Raw genomic sequence first — 17,424 nt, 5'->3', positions numbered from 1 at the left:
TCGTTTTTCATTTTAACTAGCTGGCACGGGGTACAGCTTTGAACTTTTTCCGGATTTTAAAATTTGACCAGGAAGTTCATGGCCTAATATGTTTCGTAACATACGAGATGCTTCCAGCAAGCCATCAAGAGATATGGCTGTGTCAATTCCCATTTCTTCTAACATATGAACAACATCCTCTGTACAAATGTTCCCAGTAGCTCCTGGTGCGAAAGGACAGCCGCCTAAGCCGCCCAAAGACGCGTCAAAACTGTTGATTCCTGCCTGAGCACCAGCTAATACATTTGTTAATCCCATTCCGCGAGTATTATGAAAGTGCAAATTAAAAGGTTGATCAGGCCATATTTCCAGCACTTTAGAGGATAGATCAAATACTTGCTTCGGATTGGCTATGCCTGTTGTATCTGCTAAACTCAACACGTTTACTCCAGTTCTGATCAATTCATCAATAATAGAAAGGATTCGGTCTTCAGAGATGGTACCTTCAAAGGGACAGCCAAACGTTGTGGCAATTGTACAATCGAGTAAAATCTCTTTCTCGTCACAATAGTCTTTGATTGCTGCAAAGTCCTCAAGCGATTGTTGTGTCGATTTTTTTATGTTTTGAAGGTTATGAGTATTGCTTGCAGATAAAACTGTATTCACACGCTCGACACCTGCTTCAGCGGCTAAAACAGCTCCTTTTAAGTTAGGGATTAGCGCAATGAAAGTCACATCCTTTTTCTTTTCAGCAAGTAATTGGAAAACTTCTTTTGTATTTTTCATTTGTGGAACAAGTTTCGGATGGACAAAAGAGCCGAATTCAATCGTTTTTACATTCGCTTTTATAAGAGCGTCTATTAATTTAATTTTTTGATCGATCGACATAATCATGCTTTCCAACTGCAGTCCATCTCGTAAGCCAACCTCATTAATTTGAATGGTACTCGGAAGCTTCAAAGGTGGGTTCCTCCTTAATTAACAATTCTAACTATAAGGATACAGGATCCAATTATCTTTGTCTATATTTTCTGAATATTAAATGTAAAATATTTGATGGATTTTCTAAGCTCGGTTCCTTTGTGGCGAATTTCCCTTTTTTCAATGTATAAAAATCTTTTTCGCGGGTAATGAAGAAAGAGAGAACCTGGGAACGGAGGGATGAAAATGATCACTTCCTTATGGATCGGCAGCTATGCAAAAAAAGAAGAGCCCGGCATTTATAAGGTGAATATTGATAAAGACAGAGAAACGTTAACGGTGACAGGACGGTACGCTGGCGCGTCAAACCCGTCATTTTTAGCAGAAGCGGACGGTTTTTTGTATGCAGCTTGTGAATCAATGGAAGGAACAGCAGCTCTTTTTCAAATAAACGATGACGGTCTTAATTTAAAAGGTGCTGCGGATGCTGGTGATATGGCGCCATGTCATATTTATGCGGAAGGAGCCTCTGCATGGACAGCGAATTATGGTGGGTCCGTTACAAAATATGAGCGCCACGGCACTTCAATTGTTAAATCGGCTTTTTCAAAACGAGAAGGAAGCGGCCCGAATCAAGAACGTCAGGACGCGTCACATGTCCATTCTATTACACCGTTTCCGAACGGGAAGCATTTGCTCGTTTGCGATCTTGGATCAGATGCGCTCGCTGTGTATGAGAAAACAAAACTGATGGTTGTAAAAGAAGTAAAAACGGCACCAGGATCGGGTCCGCGAATGGCTCTTTTCCATCCAAAACTCCCGGTTGTATATGTTATGAATGAGCTTGACTCCACGGTTTTAGTTTATAAAGTAGGGCAGGATGGGGATATTATTCATCTTGATACAATAGCAGCTTTGCCTGATGGATATAATGGCAAACATACAGGGGCAGACTTACAGCTAGGTCTGAATAACAGATATTTATATGCATCTGTACGCGGATGGGATGGATTTGCAATATTTGATATTGAAGCAGAAGGTACGTTGTCACAGCCGCGGCACGTTGACGGGGAAGGAAAAACACCGAGAAGTTTTTGTGTCCTGCCGGATGCTCCCTACTTAATCGCTGCGTATCAAGACTCAAATAATGTCGCATTATTTAAATTAGAAGAAAACGGAATGCCTTTGTTCACAGGAAATGAAATAACCATTACAAAACCAGTTTGTGTCATTTTGAAGGGAGCGGATTAAATTGACTAGTTCATTAAAAGGCAAAACGGCACTTATTACTGGCGGAGGATCGGGAATTGGCCGTGCAGCAGTGATTCGACTAGCAGAAGCTGGTGCCAACATCGTGCTTTTGGACCGGAGCCCTAAAAATTCCGATGAGCTTGTGAAAGAGATTGGAGAGAACCGGGTCATGCACGTGAAAGCCGATGTATCGAAAGCGGATGAGATGGAGAAAGCGATTAATGAAGGGGCCGCTAAATGGGGTGGGCTCGATATTGTGTTTGCCAACGCAGGCCAAAATGGTACGTTTACACCGCTAGAGCATTTAGCTCCGGAAGATTGGAATTCGGTAATGATGACGAATTTAACGGGTACGTTTTTAACATTGAAATATTCAATTCCCTATTTAAAGAAAAATGGTGGCAGCATTATTATCACGTCATCCATTAACGGTACACGCACATTTAAAAATTTCGGATTTTCTGCATATGCGACGACAAAAGCAGGACAGGTCGGCCTAGGGAAAATGGCGGCGGTTGAACTGGCAAAATTTAAAGTGAGAGTAAACGTCATCTGTCCTGGTGCGATTGAGACGAATATTGACGAAAGTACAAATATGGAAGACGAGAAATTAAAAGAAATTAGAATTCCGATTGAGTATCCAGAAGGTAATCAGCCGCTTGCAGGCGGTTCAGGTCAGCCGGAACAAGTAGCCGACCTTGTTCATTATTTGGCAAGTGATGCCGCAAGCCATGTAACAGGGTCAGTCGTGTATGTGGATGGAGTTGAGTCTCTTTTATAAAAAATGACCAATATAATTAAAGATAAGCAGGCGGAAAAATGGTTTTTCCAGTCTGCTTATTTTTATGTCGATTTATATCGGCAAAGGAATAGGCCAAACAAACAAAGTCGCCATGAATATGGATATGATTGTGGACCTTGAAGGGGAAACGATGAGCATCGCACAAGAAATGCAAACAAGGGGCCTTTTTATAATTAAAAGATAAGAAATTATGGAGAAAGTATTGGAGTATCAAGTAATTCAATTGAATTTTTTGTTTTAATAGTGGTTGCGAGGGGGAAAATTGTTTGTATTCCTGTGTGAAATAGAAAGGAAGTGAAGCACATGCAAATTCCAGAAGACCTTGCTGAATTAGGCAGAAAACGGATTGAATCGTATCCTGTAGAAGGATTTGTATACGGAAGCGGTCCGAAACATGCAAAATTAATGCTTGTCGGTGAAGCACCGGGAGAAACAGAAATCGGAAATGGAATACCCTTTAGTGGACGTGCCGGCAGTGAGTTGATGAAGTTTTTACAAATGGCGGGTGTTACGAGAGAAGAAGTGTATATTACAAGTGCTGTCCGGAGCCGTCCCTATAAATGGGGCGAGAAAAACGGTCCGGATGGCACGAAAGTAAAAAGGAAATATAACCGGGCACCGACTGCCGGAGAAATAATGGCCCATGCTCCTCTTTTAGATTATGAAATTGAACAAGTAAATACACCAGTGATCGTAACACTTGGCAACATTGGCTTAAAGCGTCTCGTTGGGAAAGAGAAAAAAGTTTCTGATATTCATGGCGAACTGCTTGTGCAGCCTGTGCTGCGACTGAACGGCGATAAATATGAATGGACTGAAAAAGATTATCGGATCTTTCCGACCTTTCATCCGGCATCGATTTTTTACAACAGGAGCCTGCTTGAACTCATTCATTCCGATATAGAAAAATTGCGTGAGTTACTCAGGGATTTTCCGATGAACGAGCAGCCCGATTAAGACGAACAACATAAGGGAAGCGAGTGCAATCCTGCTGGCAATGTCGCCGTAGTCAGCGAGCATGAGCGTAATGGTTCCGTACATAAGAGGGCCGACAATGGCAGATAATTTGCCAGAGAACGCAAACAACCCGAAAAATTGACCGCGCTTGTCTTCTGGCGACAGTTCGATAATGAACACCCGCGACGTTACCCATACAGCGCCAAGTGCTGCACCGAAAAGACTTCCTGTTACCCAAAACATCGGTCTATTTACCGCAAATGTGCCGAGCAGCAAGGCGGAAAATAAAATGAAACCCACATAAAAGACTGCTTTTTTGGCACTGGCGGCTCTAGTAATATATCCGAAAATGAAAGAACCGATAATGCTTGAAACAGTCGATACGAGATAAAGTAAAATGAATTCACTCGAGGTGAAACCGACGATTGCTTTTGCATAAACAGCCATCATCGCAATCGCGGTGGCAATGGCATCATTTATGAAAAAATACACGATCATAAATAAAAAAATAGACCGGTAGCTGCGCATCTCTTTAAACGTTTCCCACACATCCCGGTAACCAGCGAAAAAAGGACGTTTTTCTAATTTTGCTGCAGGTGTTTCCTTGTAAGCCAGCATCATTGGTAAAGTAAAGATGAAAAAGAGGATGGCGGTCGGGAGAAAGGCATCAGCATAATTGCCGCCGCTCACTAGCGGGTATACCGTTAATCCGACAAGTGTCCCCAAGTAGCCAACCGCTACGCCAAAACCGGACAGCACCGATATTGTGTCTTTTGTTGCGATGTCGGGCAGCATTGCATCATAAAAAATTAAACTTGACTGGTAGAAAAATTTTGCGGCTACAAACAGTACGACAACGATCGTAAAAGCTGCCGGAAGTCCTCCAAATTCACCTAAACGGAGTGGAGCGATCAGGCCCATTAAGGCGGTAAAAAGAATTGCGGTAAGGGCGAAGGAAACGACGTATCGTTTTTTCCTCCCAGTCCGATCAATCCAAACGCCGAAAAGCGGGGAAAACAAGACGAGAAAAAAGCTTGAAACCGCATTGGCATAGGATAAAAAAGTGCTGGCTATTTGATCGAGCCGTTCATTGCCACCGGCCGCTTCCTGAATGTAAAACGGAAAAAAAATCGTCGTAATATTCGACGAAAAAATCGTGTTGGCAAAATCATAAAGCGCCCATGAAAGAACAGGAAGCGTCAAAAACACCCTCCATCCGCGGCTTTTCTGCATAAAAACACACCTCCTGCTTAAAATGATTCGCAATTTATTATGCTTATCCTTCCATTTACAGTAATTTAACAATTAATCTGATTAATCTTATAGGAATATATTTTATTTTCCGTTATAATGAAATTTATTAAGGAAACTTTTTTTGTTTTGCGTTAAAATAAAATGAAACATTATACATAAAGCGAGGGAAAACAAATGGGAAAAACATTTATTTTTGGTCATAAAAATCCGGACACCGACACAATCTGTTCAGCGCTTGTATATGCAGACTTGAAAACAAAACTTGGCTTTGAGGTCGAGGCAGTCCGCCTTGGTGATGTAAACGGAGAAACCGAATATGCATTGAAAAAATTTAATGCAGCGGCGCCTCGCTTAATTGAAAAAGCGGCTCCAGAAGTAGAGACGGTTATTCTTGTTGACCATAACGAACGCCAGCAAAGCGTTGATGATATTGACGATGTACGCGTTCTAGAAGTAATCGACCATCACCGCATTGCAAACTTTGAAACAGCGGATCCTTTATACTACCGTGCCGAGCCGGTTGGCTGCACAACAACTATTTTAAATAAAATGTATAAAGAAAACGGCGTAAAAATTGAAAAAGATATTGCCGGGTTGATGCTATCAGCCATCATTTCAGACTCTTTATTATTCAAATCGCCTACATGCACAAAAGAAGATGTGCAAGCCGCAAAAGAATTAGCAGAGATCGCTGGAGTAGATGCGGAAGAATTTGGACTTGAAATGTTAAAAGCAGGTGCTGATTTAAGCGGGAAAACAGCGGAAGAGCTTATTTCAATTGATTCAAAAGTATTCCCAATGGGAAGCAAAAAAGTAGAGGTTGCTCAAATTAATGCAATCGATCCAGCTGACGTTCTTGCGCTTCAAGGGGATATTGAAGCAGCAGTGAAAAAAGCCATTGCCGAAAAAGAGCTAGATCTTTTCCTCGTTGTTGTGACAGATATTTTGAACAGTGACTCTGTGGGAATCGCGCTCGGATCTGAAGCAGCAGCCGTAGAAGAAGCATATAGTGTAAAACTTGATAACAATACAGCCTTGCTTAAAGGTGTTGTATCACGTAAAAAACAAATTGTCCCTGTCCTGACTGAAATTCTGCAGGGAAAATAAGATTAACAGCATCCCGTGAAGAGCTCTGCTTTTTGCGGGTTTTTTATAATGAAATAGCGAATGTTTTTTTATCGTATACATATTAGGTTAGATATATGACTTTAGCTTTTTAAATGATCTTATGTATGGTGTTTTGAACGAGGGACACTTTTTTGATTTTGGAAAAATTGATATAACGAAAAATATGTGAGGGTGTGAACATGTGAACGGACAAGTGGCAGAAAAAGATCCGAAACTGGGAAAGCGGCACCAGAAGCTTAGTGTAAAAAAACTTTTGAAACGGACGTTATTTATTTTTATCGGAGCAATCTTGATGGCGGTAGGAATTGAAATTTTTCTTGTGCCGAACTCCATTATGGATGGGGGAATTGTTGGGATTTCGATTATATTATCAAATTTGACAGGGGTTAAACTCGGCCTTTTTTTATTTTTGTTAAATATACCATTTTTCTTTCTTGGTTATAAACAAATCGGGAAAACGTTTGCGCTTTCAACCATCTATGGAATTGCAGTCTTATCAGTAGCAGCCTCGCTATTACATCCGGTAGCGGCAGTAACAGAAGACCCGCTTCTTGCAGCTGTATTCGGCGGCCTCGCACTCGGCGCGGGCGTCGGAATTGTCATACGTTACGGAGGATCGCTGGATGGGACGGAAATTCTAGCTATTTTATTCAATAAAAAATTGCCTTTCTCGGTTGGGGAAGTTGTCATGTTTTTTAACTTATTTATTTTCACTTGGGGCGGTTTTGTCTTTGGCTGGGACAGAGCGATGTATTCCGTTCTCGCCTATTTTATTGCGTTTAAAACGATTGATGTGGTGATTCAGGGGCTCGATGAGTCAAAATCGGCATGGATCATCAGTGATAAGTACCAGGAAATTGGTGAAGCGATCATCGCGCGTCTCGGACGGGGAGTGACGTACTTGAACGGAGAAGGCGCCTATACAGGTGACGATAAAAAAGTCATTTTTTGCGTCATTAACCGTCTTGAAGAAGCGAAGTTAAAATCGATCGTAGAAGATATGGACGAGGGTGCATTTCTTGCGGTGGGAGATATCGCTGAAGTACGAGGCGGACGATTTAAGAAAAAAGATATTCATTAACACTTGGGTTCCAGACAGTTGTCTGGAACTTTTGTTCATTCAAGATAATTAAAAATCTTGAATTCAAGATATAATTCTTGCATAGTAATAGTTGTAAGTTACTTTGAAATGGAGGAGGAAGGAAACATGGCTGCAATCACACTGGATAAAATACACAGCGGTATTGCCTTTCAAGTAAAACATATGATGGTTTCAAAAACAAAAGGCGAGTTTACAAGCTTTGACGTACAATTTGATGGCGACGTACACAATCTTGAAACGGCAAAATGGACAATTACAATTGACGCGGCCTCTATTGATACAAATAATGAAGACCGTGACAACCATCTTCGTTCTGGTGATTTCTTTGATGTTGAAGCGTACCCTCACATTACATTCGTCAGCGATGCTATTAAAAAAGTGTCGGATGATGAGTATGAAGTAACAGGACAATTATCAATGAAAGGAACAACCAATACAGAAATATTTACCGTTGAATTTAATGGCACATCAAAAAATCCGATGGATGGAAGCACCATTGCCGGTTTTGACGGGGAAGGAAAGGTAAACCGTGAAGCATATGGATTAACATGGAATGCTCCTCTCGAAACAGGTGGAGTACTTGTCGGCAAAGACGTAAAGTTCAGCGCGAATTTTGAATTTGTTGTTGGTGAATAAGGATACAAACTGCCCCGGTTTTAACCGGAGCAGTTTTTTTATGGATCGAAAAATGTATTCTTTGTCCGGAATCCGTTATAATGTCACAAAAAAGGAAAAGAAAAAGTCTGCATCGTTTGTTGGAGGGAAATGTGTGAGCGAAGATGTGATTATCCGGTTTGATCGGGTAACGAAGAAATATGATAAAAATAAGCCGGTACTGGACGAAGTGAGTTTTGAAATAGAACGCGGGAAATTTTATACATTGCTCGGCCCATCCGGATGTGGGAAAACGACGATTCTACGCCTTATTGCCGGATTTATAGAACCGTCGTCTGGCGACTTATATCTTGACGGAAAAAGAATGAACAATGTCCCGGCTAACAAACGCCAGGTAAATACCGTGTTTCAAGATTATGCGCTTTTCCCGCACTTAAATGTATATGAAAACGTTGCGTTTGGAATGAGAATTAAGAAAATGAAAAAAGTGCATATTGATGAAAAAGTGAAGGAAGCATTACAGTTCGTCAATTTATCTGGCTATGAAAAGCGGGGGCTGTCTGAAATGTCAGGCGGTCAAAAACAGCGTGTGGCGATTGCGCGTGCACTTGTAAGCGACCCAGAAGTGATCTTGCTTGATGAGCCGCTTTCGGCACTGGATTTGAAGCTGCGTAAAGAATTGCAGTATGAATTACGTGAATTGCAGCGGCGTCTTGGTATTACATTTATTTTCGTCACGCATGACCAGGAAGAAGCGCTTGTGATGTCGGATGAAATTTTTGTATTAAATGAAGGGAAAATTCACCAAAGGGGTACTCCAATGAATATTTATGATGAGCCGATTAACCGTTTTGTGGCGGACTTTATTGGTGAATCCAACATTACTGACGGTTTGATGATCCGCGACTTTGAAGTAGAGTTTGCGGGACGGCGGTTTGCGTGTGTGGATAAAGGACTTCGTGAGAATGAACCCGTTGAAGTGATCATCAGGCCGGAAGATATTGACTTAAAGGCACCAAAAAGAGGGAAAATCCAGGTGGTAATTGAATCACAGCTCTTTCGCGGCGTTCATTATGAAATTTGCTGCACGGATGCAGAAGGAAATCTGTGGATCGTTCATTCAACGGAAAAAGCGAGTGTCGGAGAACTGGCCGGACTGGATTTTAAACCGGAAGCAATCCATGTCATGCGGTTTAATGAAACCGAAGAAGAATTTCAAAAACGGTTAGGGAGCTATCTAGCGGTATGATGATCATGCGGAGCCAATGAAGTGGATCAGCTTTTAAAATCAGATGAAACTTTTTCCCATCTTTAACGTATAATTGAATTGCACACAACGATAAGGAGTTGAATGGAATGTTCGGAAAGGTTGCGGCAGATGTACTTGGATTGAGTGATGTAGGTGCGGTAATCAAACCGGCTGATTACGACAAGGTGGATGCTGATGATTACATCTTGCATGAAGACAATGAAAAAATTTATTTTTTAATTAAGTCTAAAGCAGATGAATATTGCTTTACCAATCTCGGTTTGGTTCATGTGGACGGTGCGAGTGCTGTTAGTAAAAAAAGAATGCTTCGCCGTTATAACTATGTCACAAACCGTATTTCAAACGTTTTTCTTGAAACAGCAGGAACAGTTGACCTGGATGTGGAAATTAAATTTACTCTTGGCAATGAAACATATTCAATTGATGTGCATAAAAAACATTTGGAAGAATTGAAAGATTTGTATAAAGCATTATTACAAATTGCTGAAATGCAGCGCGAAAATGAAATGTATCTTGGCTACGCTAAGCAAAGCCTTGATCTGTCAGCTGGTTCCATTAAAAATATTACGAAAACGCAAATTGATCTGTCAGGTGAATTTGAAAAAGTAAATAAATACGCATTTGATTGGCTGAAACAGTCGAGCGATCAGTACCGCGTAAAAGATTTTGGCAATGTTTTTGAAAAATATATTAACAATTAATTAAGGGCAAATATACACGTAAAAAAAGCGATGAACCCGTTTAGGTATCATCGCTTTTTTTAGTATTCTACTTTTAATGATTCAAGATCCGATTGCTCACATGGCAAAACTGTATAGCCCAGCTGCTTTGCTTTACCGGTTATATCGCCGGAGCAATCTGGATGGGTGACTAAAAATGTGCGGTCGCGCTGTACGTTTTCGCGGAACGATGACAGCATGCCGAAAAGAGCAGATGTCTTTTCTTCAGACAGTGACTGCGTAAACGAAGATGTTGATTCCGTTACAGGTACAATCCATAATTCGCACGCATCTTCTGTTTGAAGCAGCTGTTCAAATACATCTGCTTTTTCCAAAGGGGTCCTCATTGTTTCGTCTTGGAGTTCGTATATTTCCTTGTCATCAATTGCATGTTCCGCGAATGGCCGGCTGCCTTTTTTATCAAAAATTTTAATGTCTAGTTTGGACGGTACAATATGCTTTTCCATTTATGTCGCTCCTCTGCCTGAAAACAGGTTTATCCTTTTCCCATTTCTGTACCCGCCAGTGCAAAGAAGTAAACATGTTTAAACGAGTGAAAGAATATCCTGCAGACGGCCGATCGTATGATGCGGGTTCGCCCCTTCGATGACTTTTCCTTCACCGTGATCGATCCATACAGATTGTATGCCTGTACGTGTAGCGCCAAGAATATCCGTCCCTTGGTTATCACCAACCATCAATACTTCATCTGGAGCGGCATTTATTAATTTTAACGCGTGGTCAAAAATCGCTTTTTCGGGTTTGCCGAATCCAAAGTTGCCGGAAATTAAAATGTGCTCAAAATATGGCACTAGCTCCGCTGTCATCGTTAATTTCTCCAGCTGCAAAGAAGGTGCCCCGTTTGTCAAAAGAAGGAGGCGGTATCCCTTTTCACGCAGTTTATCAAGCACATCAAACGTCTCCTCATATACAAACGGCGATTCCCGGCGGACGTTACGGAATCTTTCGCGAGCCCATTCGGATTCAAGTGAAGGAATCTCAGCTGCTGCAAGGCCATTTTGCCACGTTTTCAGCTGGTAATCAGCAATCTGTTCCCCCATATCGCGAAATGGTTTGTAATGTACATCACCGAAGTCTCCCCATAGTCCTTCAAACGGATTAATCCCAATGGACACAGTAACCGGGTAAAATGAGTATGTTTCATATTGAGCGCGGGCTGCGGCACGGACGTGGTGTTCAATGCAGGCTGCATCTTTGCTATATTTTTCAGCAAGTTCACCGCATGTGATGTCAAATGCGGTTTGAATGCTTTTTTTATCATCCAGAAGTGTATCATCGAGGTCAAAAAAGATTGCTTTTTTCAAAATAGTGTCTCCTTCATTTGTAGTCTAGCTGTTATTTCGACAAAAAGCGTAAAAATCCTGCTTTTCGAAGCGGAAAAGATAAAAATGGAGGGGGAGAATAATCCGGAATCCGCTGTACTGGCAGTCGTGCGATTTTTTCAGCAAGATCCGTATGGAGTTTTAACAAGTATGCCTGCTGTTCTTCAAGTGCACAAAGACGGCTGTCGATAATGGAGAAGAACGCATTTTGCCCCATTAAATTTGCTGCCTGTCCAGGCGGCATACTTTCAGAAACGGCTGTTTCCATCATGCGACGAATCGTTGCAAGTTCTTTATCATCAAACATTCGTGCATTTCGTTTGCCTGTTTCAAACCTGAATCCCGCTCCCTCCAGTGCCATCACATACTTACTGAGCGTTGCCGGACTAATTTCAAGCTTTGATGCTGCTTCTTTCGCACTGTACTTCTCAGACAATTTAAATCCCTCCCTTTCCTATATCTTTTATTCATTCCGCAGCTGTCCATGTTTTCCTTTCACTATTTTTAGCGAAAAAGCACATATGCCAATGTTCTTTTCGCCATTTTTCGGGGTATACATTTGTTAGGTGAATTCACATGAACTTAGTAAAGTGGTCTTACACAAAACGTTACAACATAAAAGCAACGTATGATGCGTTTCCAAACTCAAATGTCATTTTCCGGCTCATCAACCGATACTACTTTATTTACATCGTTAATTGGTCGGAAAAAGATCCGCCTGTAGCTTCAACACATCTTGAACAGATGGAGCAGCTCTTAAATGACGAGCTGGGCACCGGGCATTTTTACCGGAACCGTAAATCAAAAAGACAGGAGGATATTTCTTTGAAAAAAGCGATGATTATTGCCAATCCATCATCCGGAAAGGAACAGGCGGAAAAATATATTGATCAGATTAGGCAAAAGCTTTTAACGTCAGGATACGATGTTAACATATGTTTAACAGAGGGCGAAGGAGATGCGACGCGATTTGCGAAAGAAGCGTGTCATTTAAAGTATGATGCCATTATCGCAATGGGTGGTGACGGGACGATGAATGAAACAGTAAATGGAATTGCCGAACAGCCTCACCGTCCAGCAATGGGCGTTGTGCCGCTCGGAACCGTTAATGATTTCGCCCGGGCGCTTCATGTGCCTCTTGAACCGCAAGAAGCCATACAAGTTCTTGGAGGAGGTGTGAAGCCGGCAGATATAGGCAAGGTGAACAACCGTCACTTTTTAAATATCATCGCTCTTGGCGGCATTGCTGAAGCGACCGGCGAAGTAACGTCCGATCAGAAAACAGCTTTGGGGACACTTGCCTACATTGTGGAAGGGCTAAAGACGTTAAGGGAGAAAACGCCATTTCATCTTACAGTGGAAACAGATAATGGTCTATATGAGGAAGAATCGTTACTGTTTCTCGCGGCGTTGACAAATTCCGTGGCAGGTTTTGAAAAACTTGCACCAGAAGCAGAAGTCGCAGATGGCCAATTTCACTGCTTTATTGTGAAAGACGTGGCGTTGCCAAAACTGATCCGTATTGGAGCTGCCTTATTAAAAGGTGACTTTCAGGAGGACCCGGACGTTATCTATTTCAAGTCAAAAGAATTGAAGATCAAATCATCTGTTGGTTTAAAAGCAAATGTGGACGGCGATATGGGTGATGCAGTGCCGCTTCATTTAAAGGTTTTGAAAGGGCATTTATCTGTTTTTACACCATAATAAGAACCTAACAGCTTCATGATTACGATTGTTCTGGTATTGGTTTTAAAAGGCTAAAAAAATGAAACTATGGTAGAATTTGTTTCGTACGTATAGGTGAGGTGAAACAGAATGAGCTTTTTTAAGCGTCTGTTCAAAGGAACGGATGAAAAAATTCCGGAGACAAAAGACCGTACGCTGCAAAATTTGCGTGTTGGTGATTTTGTCACATATGATCTTGCTGATTATGAAGTAGCCGGCAAAATTCATTACAATGATGGCGGTTATACATGGGATGCATATCAGTTATCCGGAAACGGCAAAACGCTTTGGCTAAGCGTTGAACTTGATGATGAACTCGGAGTCGGCATATACGAAAAGATTCGTATTCCAGGGCTTGAACCGGGTGCAAAAAAAGTAACGCATGACGGGCGTACTTACTATCTGGATGAGGAAGGCCGGGCGTATGTAAAGTCAGAAGGCCGCAGTGAAAATGTCCATGGGAAAAATGTGGACTACTATGATTATGCTGATGACTTGGAAGAACATTTTCTGTCAGTTGAAGTATGGGGCGGCGATGTAGAAGTAAGCTATGGATACGAAATCGAAGAGTATGAAGTGACAATCTTAGCAGGAAGCTAACAAACAGGAGGAGATAAAATGTTTCAATTTTTTAAACGTGTACAGACGTACGTTGGATCAGAACTGAATGCAGCGCTTGATAAAGCAGAAGATCCGGTGAAAATGCTCGATCAGTTTATGCGTGAAATGGCGGCGGATATTCGTGATGCAGAAACAGCGGTTGCAAAGCAGCTCGCCAATGAAAAATTACTGAAGAAAAAATATGATGATGCCAATAGCATGGTGGAAAAACGCCAGCAGCAAGCGGTAGAAGCGCTTGAAGCAGGGAATGAAGATCTGGCGCGCCGAGCCCTTGAAGATAAAAATGTTCATGCAAAGCAGGCAGAATCGATGCGGACAGCGCATGAGCAGGCGGCTGCAGATGTTTCTGTTTTACGTGAGAAACTGTCTGAAATGAAGCGGGAGTATGAAGAAATGCGTTTAAAGCAAGATTCATTAAAAGCCCGGGCAGAATCGGCTAAAACACGGACAAAAATGAACCGGGCAATGTCATCCGTTGGCGGAGATGAATCGCGGCGCGGATTTGAACGGATGGAAGAAAAAGTGATGCAGTTTGAAGCGGAAGCAGAGACATCAGAGGATTTACGTGCTGGATCGAGAAACCTGGATGATGAGCTTGCGGCATTGAAGAAGAACAGTGCTGTGGATGATGAATTGGCGGCGCTAAAACAAAAGCTCGGAAAAGAATAAGGAACTGCGGCCTGCTTATTCGGGCGGGCCGTTTCTGTTCATTTGGAGTGTTTCATTTATGGTAAAAAAAGGATGGATGGCCGGCGCGATTGCCTGTGTCGTATTTCTTGCTGCGTGCGGGATGTCAGAAGCGGATGATTATATCGATGAAAATTACACGTTCGTCGATGCCGTTCAAAATAACACGAACACGAATGACCGTGCACTCATTTATCGGGTAAATAAAAGCGTGCCGGATACGGCCGCAGAGTTAATTGAAGTTCAGGAGCCGGAACAGATTGGGGAAGAAGTAGACGGCAGACAAGTGCTTGTGTATGATAACGAATTTATTATTTTAACAGAGGATCAGGACAACCCGGGCTCCACTCTTGTAGAAGTGGCAGAGGATGAATTTGTCAGAAATCATTATAATCCGGGCTTCTTTTCAGGCATGCTTCTTGGTTCGCTTTTAAACGGACGTTTTGGCTCGGGCTGGGATCGTGCGCAGACAAGCAAATGCCGTCAGAATAACGATGGCTGTTATTCAGGCGGAGGGTTTTATGGGTCGTTTTCTTCAGGTTCATACGGACGCGGATCCGTGTTTCGCGGCGGCGGTCCGGGAACGGGAAAGTAATAGTTTATTAAGAGAGGGGATTCAGTTGTGAACCCATTTTTGTTGACGTTTATGTATTATGTGATTGCTATTGCAGTTGTCGTAGCTGGTTTATTTATTTTTGAAATTATGACAAGAAAGTATAAAGACTGGGATGAAATAAAAGGACGCAATGCAGCAGTTGCGTTGTCGATCGGTGGAAAAATTATTGGTATTTGCATTATCCTTATGTTTTCTATTTTCCATAACGATACGATCATAGAGACTGTTTACTGGGGATTATTTGGAATGGCGCTTCAATTAGTAGCGTATGTATTATTTGAATTATTTACACGGAGCTTTTCAGTAGAAGAAGAGCTGAAAGAAGGAAATCTCGCTGTTGGCATTGTGTCATTTTGTGTTTCAGTTGGCCTGGCGTTTGTTATTGGCGCCTCGATTTCGTAAGGTGGTGTTTACATGACTGAACAGGAATCCGTCCGGCAAAGCAGGGCGATTTATTATGCTTCGGGTATTGTCTCCATTTGCGGAATCATCTTTGAAGTGCTGTTTGGTGCACTCGGTTCATATATTCTCGGAGATGGCGTGAAGCAGTATACGCTTACCATCTCCCTTTTTTTAACCGGAATGGGCATCGGTGCATACATAAGTGAAAAAATGACAAAACATTTAATTGCTTCATTCATCTGGATTGAATACGGTATCGGTCTTGTCGGAGGCTTTTCAGCAATGCTGTTGTTCGGCGTAACCGCGTATTTGCCGGATGGAACAGATGCGCTTTTTTTATACGGTGTGACGCTTCTTGTCGGAACCTTAACAGGCGTAGAGCTGCCTATTTTAATTAGAAAAGCGAATGAAATCGGTGTTTCATTACAAAAAAGTGCTGCGAAAGTGCTATTTTCAGATTACGCGGGCGGGTTAGTTGGCGGGCTGCTCTTTTTATTTTTACTGAGACCCTATTTTGGACTGGTAAAAACATCGTTTCTTGTTGCCCTTATAAATGTTGCGGTTGCGCTCTGGATTGTGTTCCGTTTTAAAAAAGAATTAAAGCGGTTTATGCTGCATGCTGTATCCGGATTCGTATTTTTCCTCATTTTAATTTTGGGGGCATTGTTCGGTGAAGAAGCTGCTTTTCATTTTGAACAGAAATTATATAAGGACCCGGTCGTGTTTTCTGCACAGACAGCTTATCAGCAAATTATTTTAACACGCGAGCAGGGAGATACACGTCTTTATTTAGACGGACAGCTGCAGTTTAGTTCGTCTGATGAACACCGGTATCATGAAATCCTTGTTCATCCGGTTATGGCTGCGGCAGCTCGTCATGAAAATGTGCTCGTGCTTGGCGGGGGAGACGGGCTTGCGGTAAGGGAGCTTCTTAAATATGAAGATCTTAAGGCTGTAACGCTAGTGGATCTTGACCCAGCCATGACAGAAACGGCGAGAACAAATCATTTGTTGACAGAGTTGAATAAAGGATCGCTTGAAGACCGCCGAGTAAAGATCGTTAATGAAGATGCCTTTCAATTTTTAGAGAAGGCAGATGGTTTTTACGATGTGATTATCATTGACTTGCCTGACCCGAATAATGAATCACTTAATAAATTGTATACGCAGGAATTTTATTCACTCGTTCGTAATCATTTAAGGCCAGGCGGAGCAACAATTGTGCAGGCGACAAGTCCTGTTTTTGCCCCGGAAGTGTACTGGACGATTGATAAAACGATTCAGGCAGCAGGTTTGAAAACGGAAAATCTTCATGCGGATATTCCAAGCTTCGGCGGATGGGGTTTCGTTTTAGCTTCACGAGAGTCTATTCTGGTGGAGGATTTAACCATCATAAATGAAACACGTTATTTATCGGCAGAGATGCTTCCAGCGCTTTTGTCGTTTGGAAAAGATGAAGATGGTCTTATTGAAGACGATAACGGCAACCCCATCACGTTAACACCGAATACGTTAATTCGTCCGAATTTGATAGAAGTATACGAAAAGTCATGGCGTTATTATTAAAGGGGGTGTTGAGGAATCCACTTTTTTGTTGGCCGGATTTTTTGATTTTGGGCCGGATTCTTTAATACTAAGGCCGGATTTCAGGTGAATCCGGCCTAAACGCTGTAGATTCCGGCTTTGATTAAAATAATTCGACCTAAGTGGTGCAGAATCCGGCATCTGCCAGCAGCTCCCTTTATTCTGCCGCCGTTAGCAGCTCCTCATTTAACAGCTTCAATTCTTCTTCCATTGCTGTCAGCATGTCTTCCGCTTTTTGTGTTCCATGTCCGGTAGACTCAAGCTTTTCAATATCCCCTTGAACGCGCATATAATCCATTTTCAGTTCTGCAATTTTGTATTCAATCTCGGATTTTTTCATCTCTAATTCCCCCTTTCCTCATATTGTAAGGGTATTGGACAAAATAAAAAAGACTGCTGTTAGAACGAGGGCACTGAAAAAGTCCATATAGTAAAAAAGCCAGGTATT

Annotated in this window: 20 protein-coding genes; 14 read left to right on the top strand and 6 right to left on the bottom strand. The window is 42.0% G+C overall.

The genetic code is table 11. From position 1 onward, the window contains the following. Positions 1-12: 12 nt before the first annotated feature. Positions 13-939 carry a hydroxymethylglutaryl-CoA lyase gene (locus BTO28_RS14305; RefSeq protein WP_076767457.1) on the bottom strand — a complete coding sequence of 309 codons (927 nt, stop codon included), beginning with the start codon at positions 937-939 and terminating at the stop codon, positions 13-15. A 201-nt stretch (positions 940-1,140) separates the two neighbouring features. On the opposite strand from BTO28_RS14305, the gene BTO28_RS14300 reads away from it, so the two are divergent. The 3 genes from BTO28_RS14300 (at position 1,141) to BTO28_RS14290 (ending at position 3,910) form a co-directional block, all read left to right on the top strand. After that, a complete protein-coding gene (locus tag BTO28_RS14300; RefSeq protein WP_083711633.1) occupies positions 1,141-2,151 on the top strand; it encodes a lactonase family protein in 1,011 nt (336 codons plus the stop codon). 1 nt (position 2,152) lies between these two features. Continuing rightward, a complete protein-coding gene (locus BTO28_RS14295; RefSeq protein WP_095532691.1) occupies positions 2,153-2,932 on the top strand; it encodes an SDR family oxidoreductase in 780 nt (259 codons plus the stop codon). Positions 2,933-3,256: 324 nt separating this feature from the next. After that, positions 3,257-3,910: a uracil-DNA glycosylase gene (locus tag BTO28_RS14290; RefSeq protein ID WP_076767450.1), complete on the top strand. Its 654-nt coding sequence runs from the start codon at positions 3,257-3,259 to the stop codon at positions 3,908-3,910. Here BTO28_RS14290 and BTO28_RS14285 read toward each other — a convergent pair. Next, on the bottom strand, positions 3,872-5,143 hold the full coding sequence (locus BTO28_RS14285) for an MFS transporter (RefSeq protein WP_076767448.1): 1,272 nt from the start codon (positions 5,141-5,143) through the stop codon (positions 3,872-3,874). The genes BTO28_RS14290 and BTO28_RS14285 overlap by 39 nt on opposite strands. A 195-nt stretch (positions 5,144-5,338) precedes the next feature. Here BTO28_RS14285 and BTO28_RS14280 point away from each other — a divergent pair, with 195 nt between their 5' ends. The 5 genes from BTO28_RS14280 (at position 5,339) to BTO28_RS14260 (ending at position 9,980) form a co-directional block, all read left to right on the top strand. Further along, positions 5,339-6,271, top strand: a complete 933-nt coding sequence (locus BTO28_RS14280) for a manganese-dependent inorganic pyrophosphatase (RefSeq protein ID WP_076767445.1) — start codon at positions 5,339-5,341, stop codon at positions 6,269-6,271. A 235-nt stretch (positions 6,272-6,506) separates the two neighbouring features. Beyond that, complete coding sequence (locus BTO28_RS14275; protein ID WP_408606679.1) at positions 6,507-7,373, top strand: YitT family protein; 867 nt, start codon at positions 6,507-6,509, stop codon at positions 7,371-7,373. 126 nt (positions 7,374-7,499) lie between these two features. Beyond that, positions 7,500-8,030, top strand: coding sequence for a YceI family protein (locus BTO28_RS14270; RefSeq protein WP_076767443.1), 531 nt, complete (start codon positions 7,500-7,502; stop codon positions 8,028-8,030). Between the two features lie 133 nt (positions 8,031-8,163). Then, the gene (locus tag BTO28_RS14265) at positions 8,164-9,258 is read left to right on the top strand and encodes an ABC transporter ATP-binding protein (RefSeq protein WP_076767644.1); all 1,095 of its coding nucleotides are present in this window, start codon (positions 8,164-8,166) and stop codon (positions 9,256-9,258) included. A 107-nt stretch (positions 9,259-9,365) separates the two neighbouring features. After that, positions 9,366-9,980, top strand: a complete 615-nt coding sequence (locus BTO28_RS14260; RefSeq protein WP_076767441.1) for a PH domain-containing protein — start codon at positions 9,366-9,368, stop codon at positions 9,978-9,980. 59 nt (positions 9,981-10,039) lie between these two features. Here the strand turns inward: BTO28_RS14260 and BTO28_RS14255 are convergent, their stop codons facing one another. The 3 genes from BTO28_RS14255 to BTO28_RS14245 all read right to left on the bottom strand — a co-directional run bounded on the left by BTO28_RS14255 (position 10,040) and on the right by BTO28_RS14245 (position 11,777). Next, positions 10,040-10,465: a hypothetical protein gene (locus BTO28_RS14255; RefSeq protein WP_076767439.1), complete on the bottom strand. Its 426-nt coding sequence runs from the start codon at positions 10,463-10,465 to the stop codon at positions 10,040-10,042. A 78-nt stretch (positions 10,466-10,543) separates the two neighbouring features. Beyond that, positions 10,544-11,323: an HAD family hydrolase gene (locus tag BTO28_RS14250; protein WP_076767437.1), complete on the bottom strand. Its 780-nt coding sequence runs from the start codon at positions 11,321-11,323 to the stop codon at positions 10,544-10,546. 31 nt (positions 11,324-11,354) lie between these two features. Then, positions 11,355-11,777 carry a hypothetical protein gene (locus BTO28_RS14245; RefSeq protein WP_076767434.1) on the bottom strand — a complete coding sequence of 141 codons (423 nt, stop codon included), beginning with the start codon at positions 11,775-11,777 and terminating at the stop codon, positions 11,355-11,357. Positions 11,778-11,917: 140 nt separating this feature from the next. Between BTO28_RS14245 and BTO28_RS14240 the strand changes: the two genes are divergently transcribed. The 6 genes from BTO28_RS14240 to BTO28_RS14215 all read left to right on the top strand — a co-directional run bounded on the left by BTO28_RS14240 (position 11,918) and on the right by BTO28_RS14215 (position 16,958). Continuing rightward, the gene (locus BTO28_RS14240; RefSeq protein WP_233129891.1) at positions 11,918-13,045 is read left to right on the top strand and encodes a YegS/Rv2252/BmrU family lipid kinase; all 1,128 of its coding nucleotides are present in this window, start codon (positions 11,918-11,920) and stop codon (positions 13,043-13,045) included. Between the two features lie 111 nt (positions 13,046-13,156). Further along, the gene (locus BTO28_RS14235) at positions 13,157-13,666 is read left to right on the top strand and encodes a DUF4178 domain-containing protein (protein ID WP_076767432.1); all 510 of its coding nucleotides are present in this window, start codon (positions 13,157-13,159) and stop codon (positions 13,664-13,666) included. Between the two features lie 18 nt (positions 13,667-13,684). Beyond that, on the top strand, positions 13,685-14,356 hold the full coding sequence (locus BTO28_RS14230) for a PspA/IM30 family protein (RefSeq protein ID WP_076767430.1): 672 nt from the start codon (positions 13,685-13,687) through the stop codon (positions 14,354-14,356). Between the two features lie 58 nt (positions 14,357-14,414). Beyond that, positions 14,415-14,969 (top strand): DUF4247 domain-containing protein, encoded by a 555-nt coding sequence (locus BTO28_RS14225; RefSeq protein WP_076767428.1) that lies wholly within the window; start codon positions 14,415-14,417, stop codon positions 14,967-14,969. A 27-nt stretch (positions 14,970-14,996) separates the two neighbouring features. Beyond that, positions 14,997-15,392: a DUF350 domain-containing protein gene (locus tag BTO28_RS14220; protein WP_076767425.1), complete on the top strand. Its 396-nt coding sequence runs from the start codon at positions 14,997-14,999 to the stop codon at positions 15,390-15,392. A 12-nt stretch (positions 15,393-15,404) separates the two neighbouring features. After that, positions 15,405-16,958: a polyamine aminopropyltransferase gene (locus BTO28_RS14215; RefSeq protein WP_076767423.1), complete on the top strand. Its 1,554-nt coding sequence runs from the start codon at positions 15,405-15,407 to the stop codon at positions 16,956-16,958. 175 nt (positions 16,959-17,133) lie between these two features. On the opposite strand, the gene BTO28_RS14210 is transcribed toward BTO28_RS14215, so the two are convergent. Continuing rightward, a complete protein-coding gene (locus BTO28_RS14210) occupies positions 17,134-17,316 on the bottom strand; it encodes an SE1832 family protein (RefSeq protein ID WP_076767420.1) in 183 nt (60 codons plus the stop codon). Between the last annotated feature and the right edge of the window lie 108 nt (positions 17,317-17,424).

It is taken from the genome of Domibacillus epiphyticus, assembly GCF_001975785.1.
Lineage (GTDB): Bacteria > Bacillota > Bacilli > Bacillales > Domibacillaceae > Domibacillus > Domibacillus epiphyticus.
This window is presented reverse-complemented; position numbering and strand designations above follow the sequence as displayed.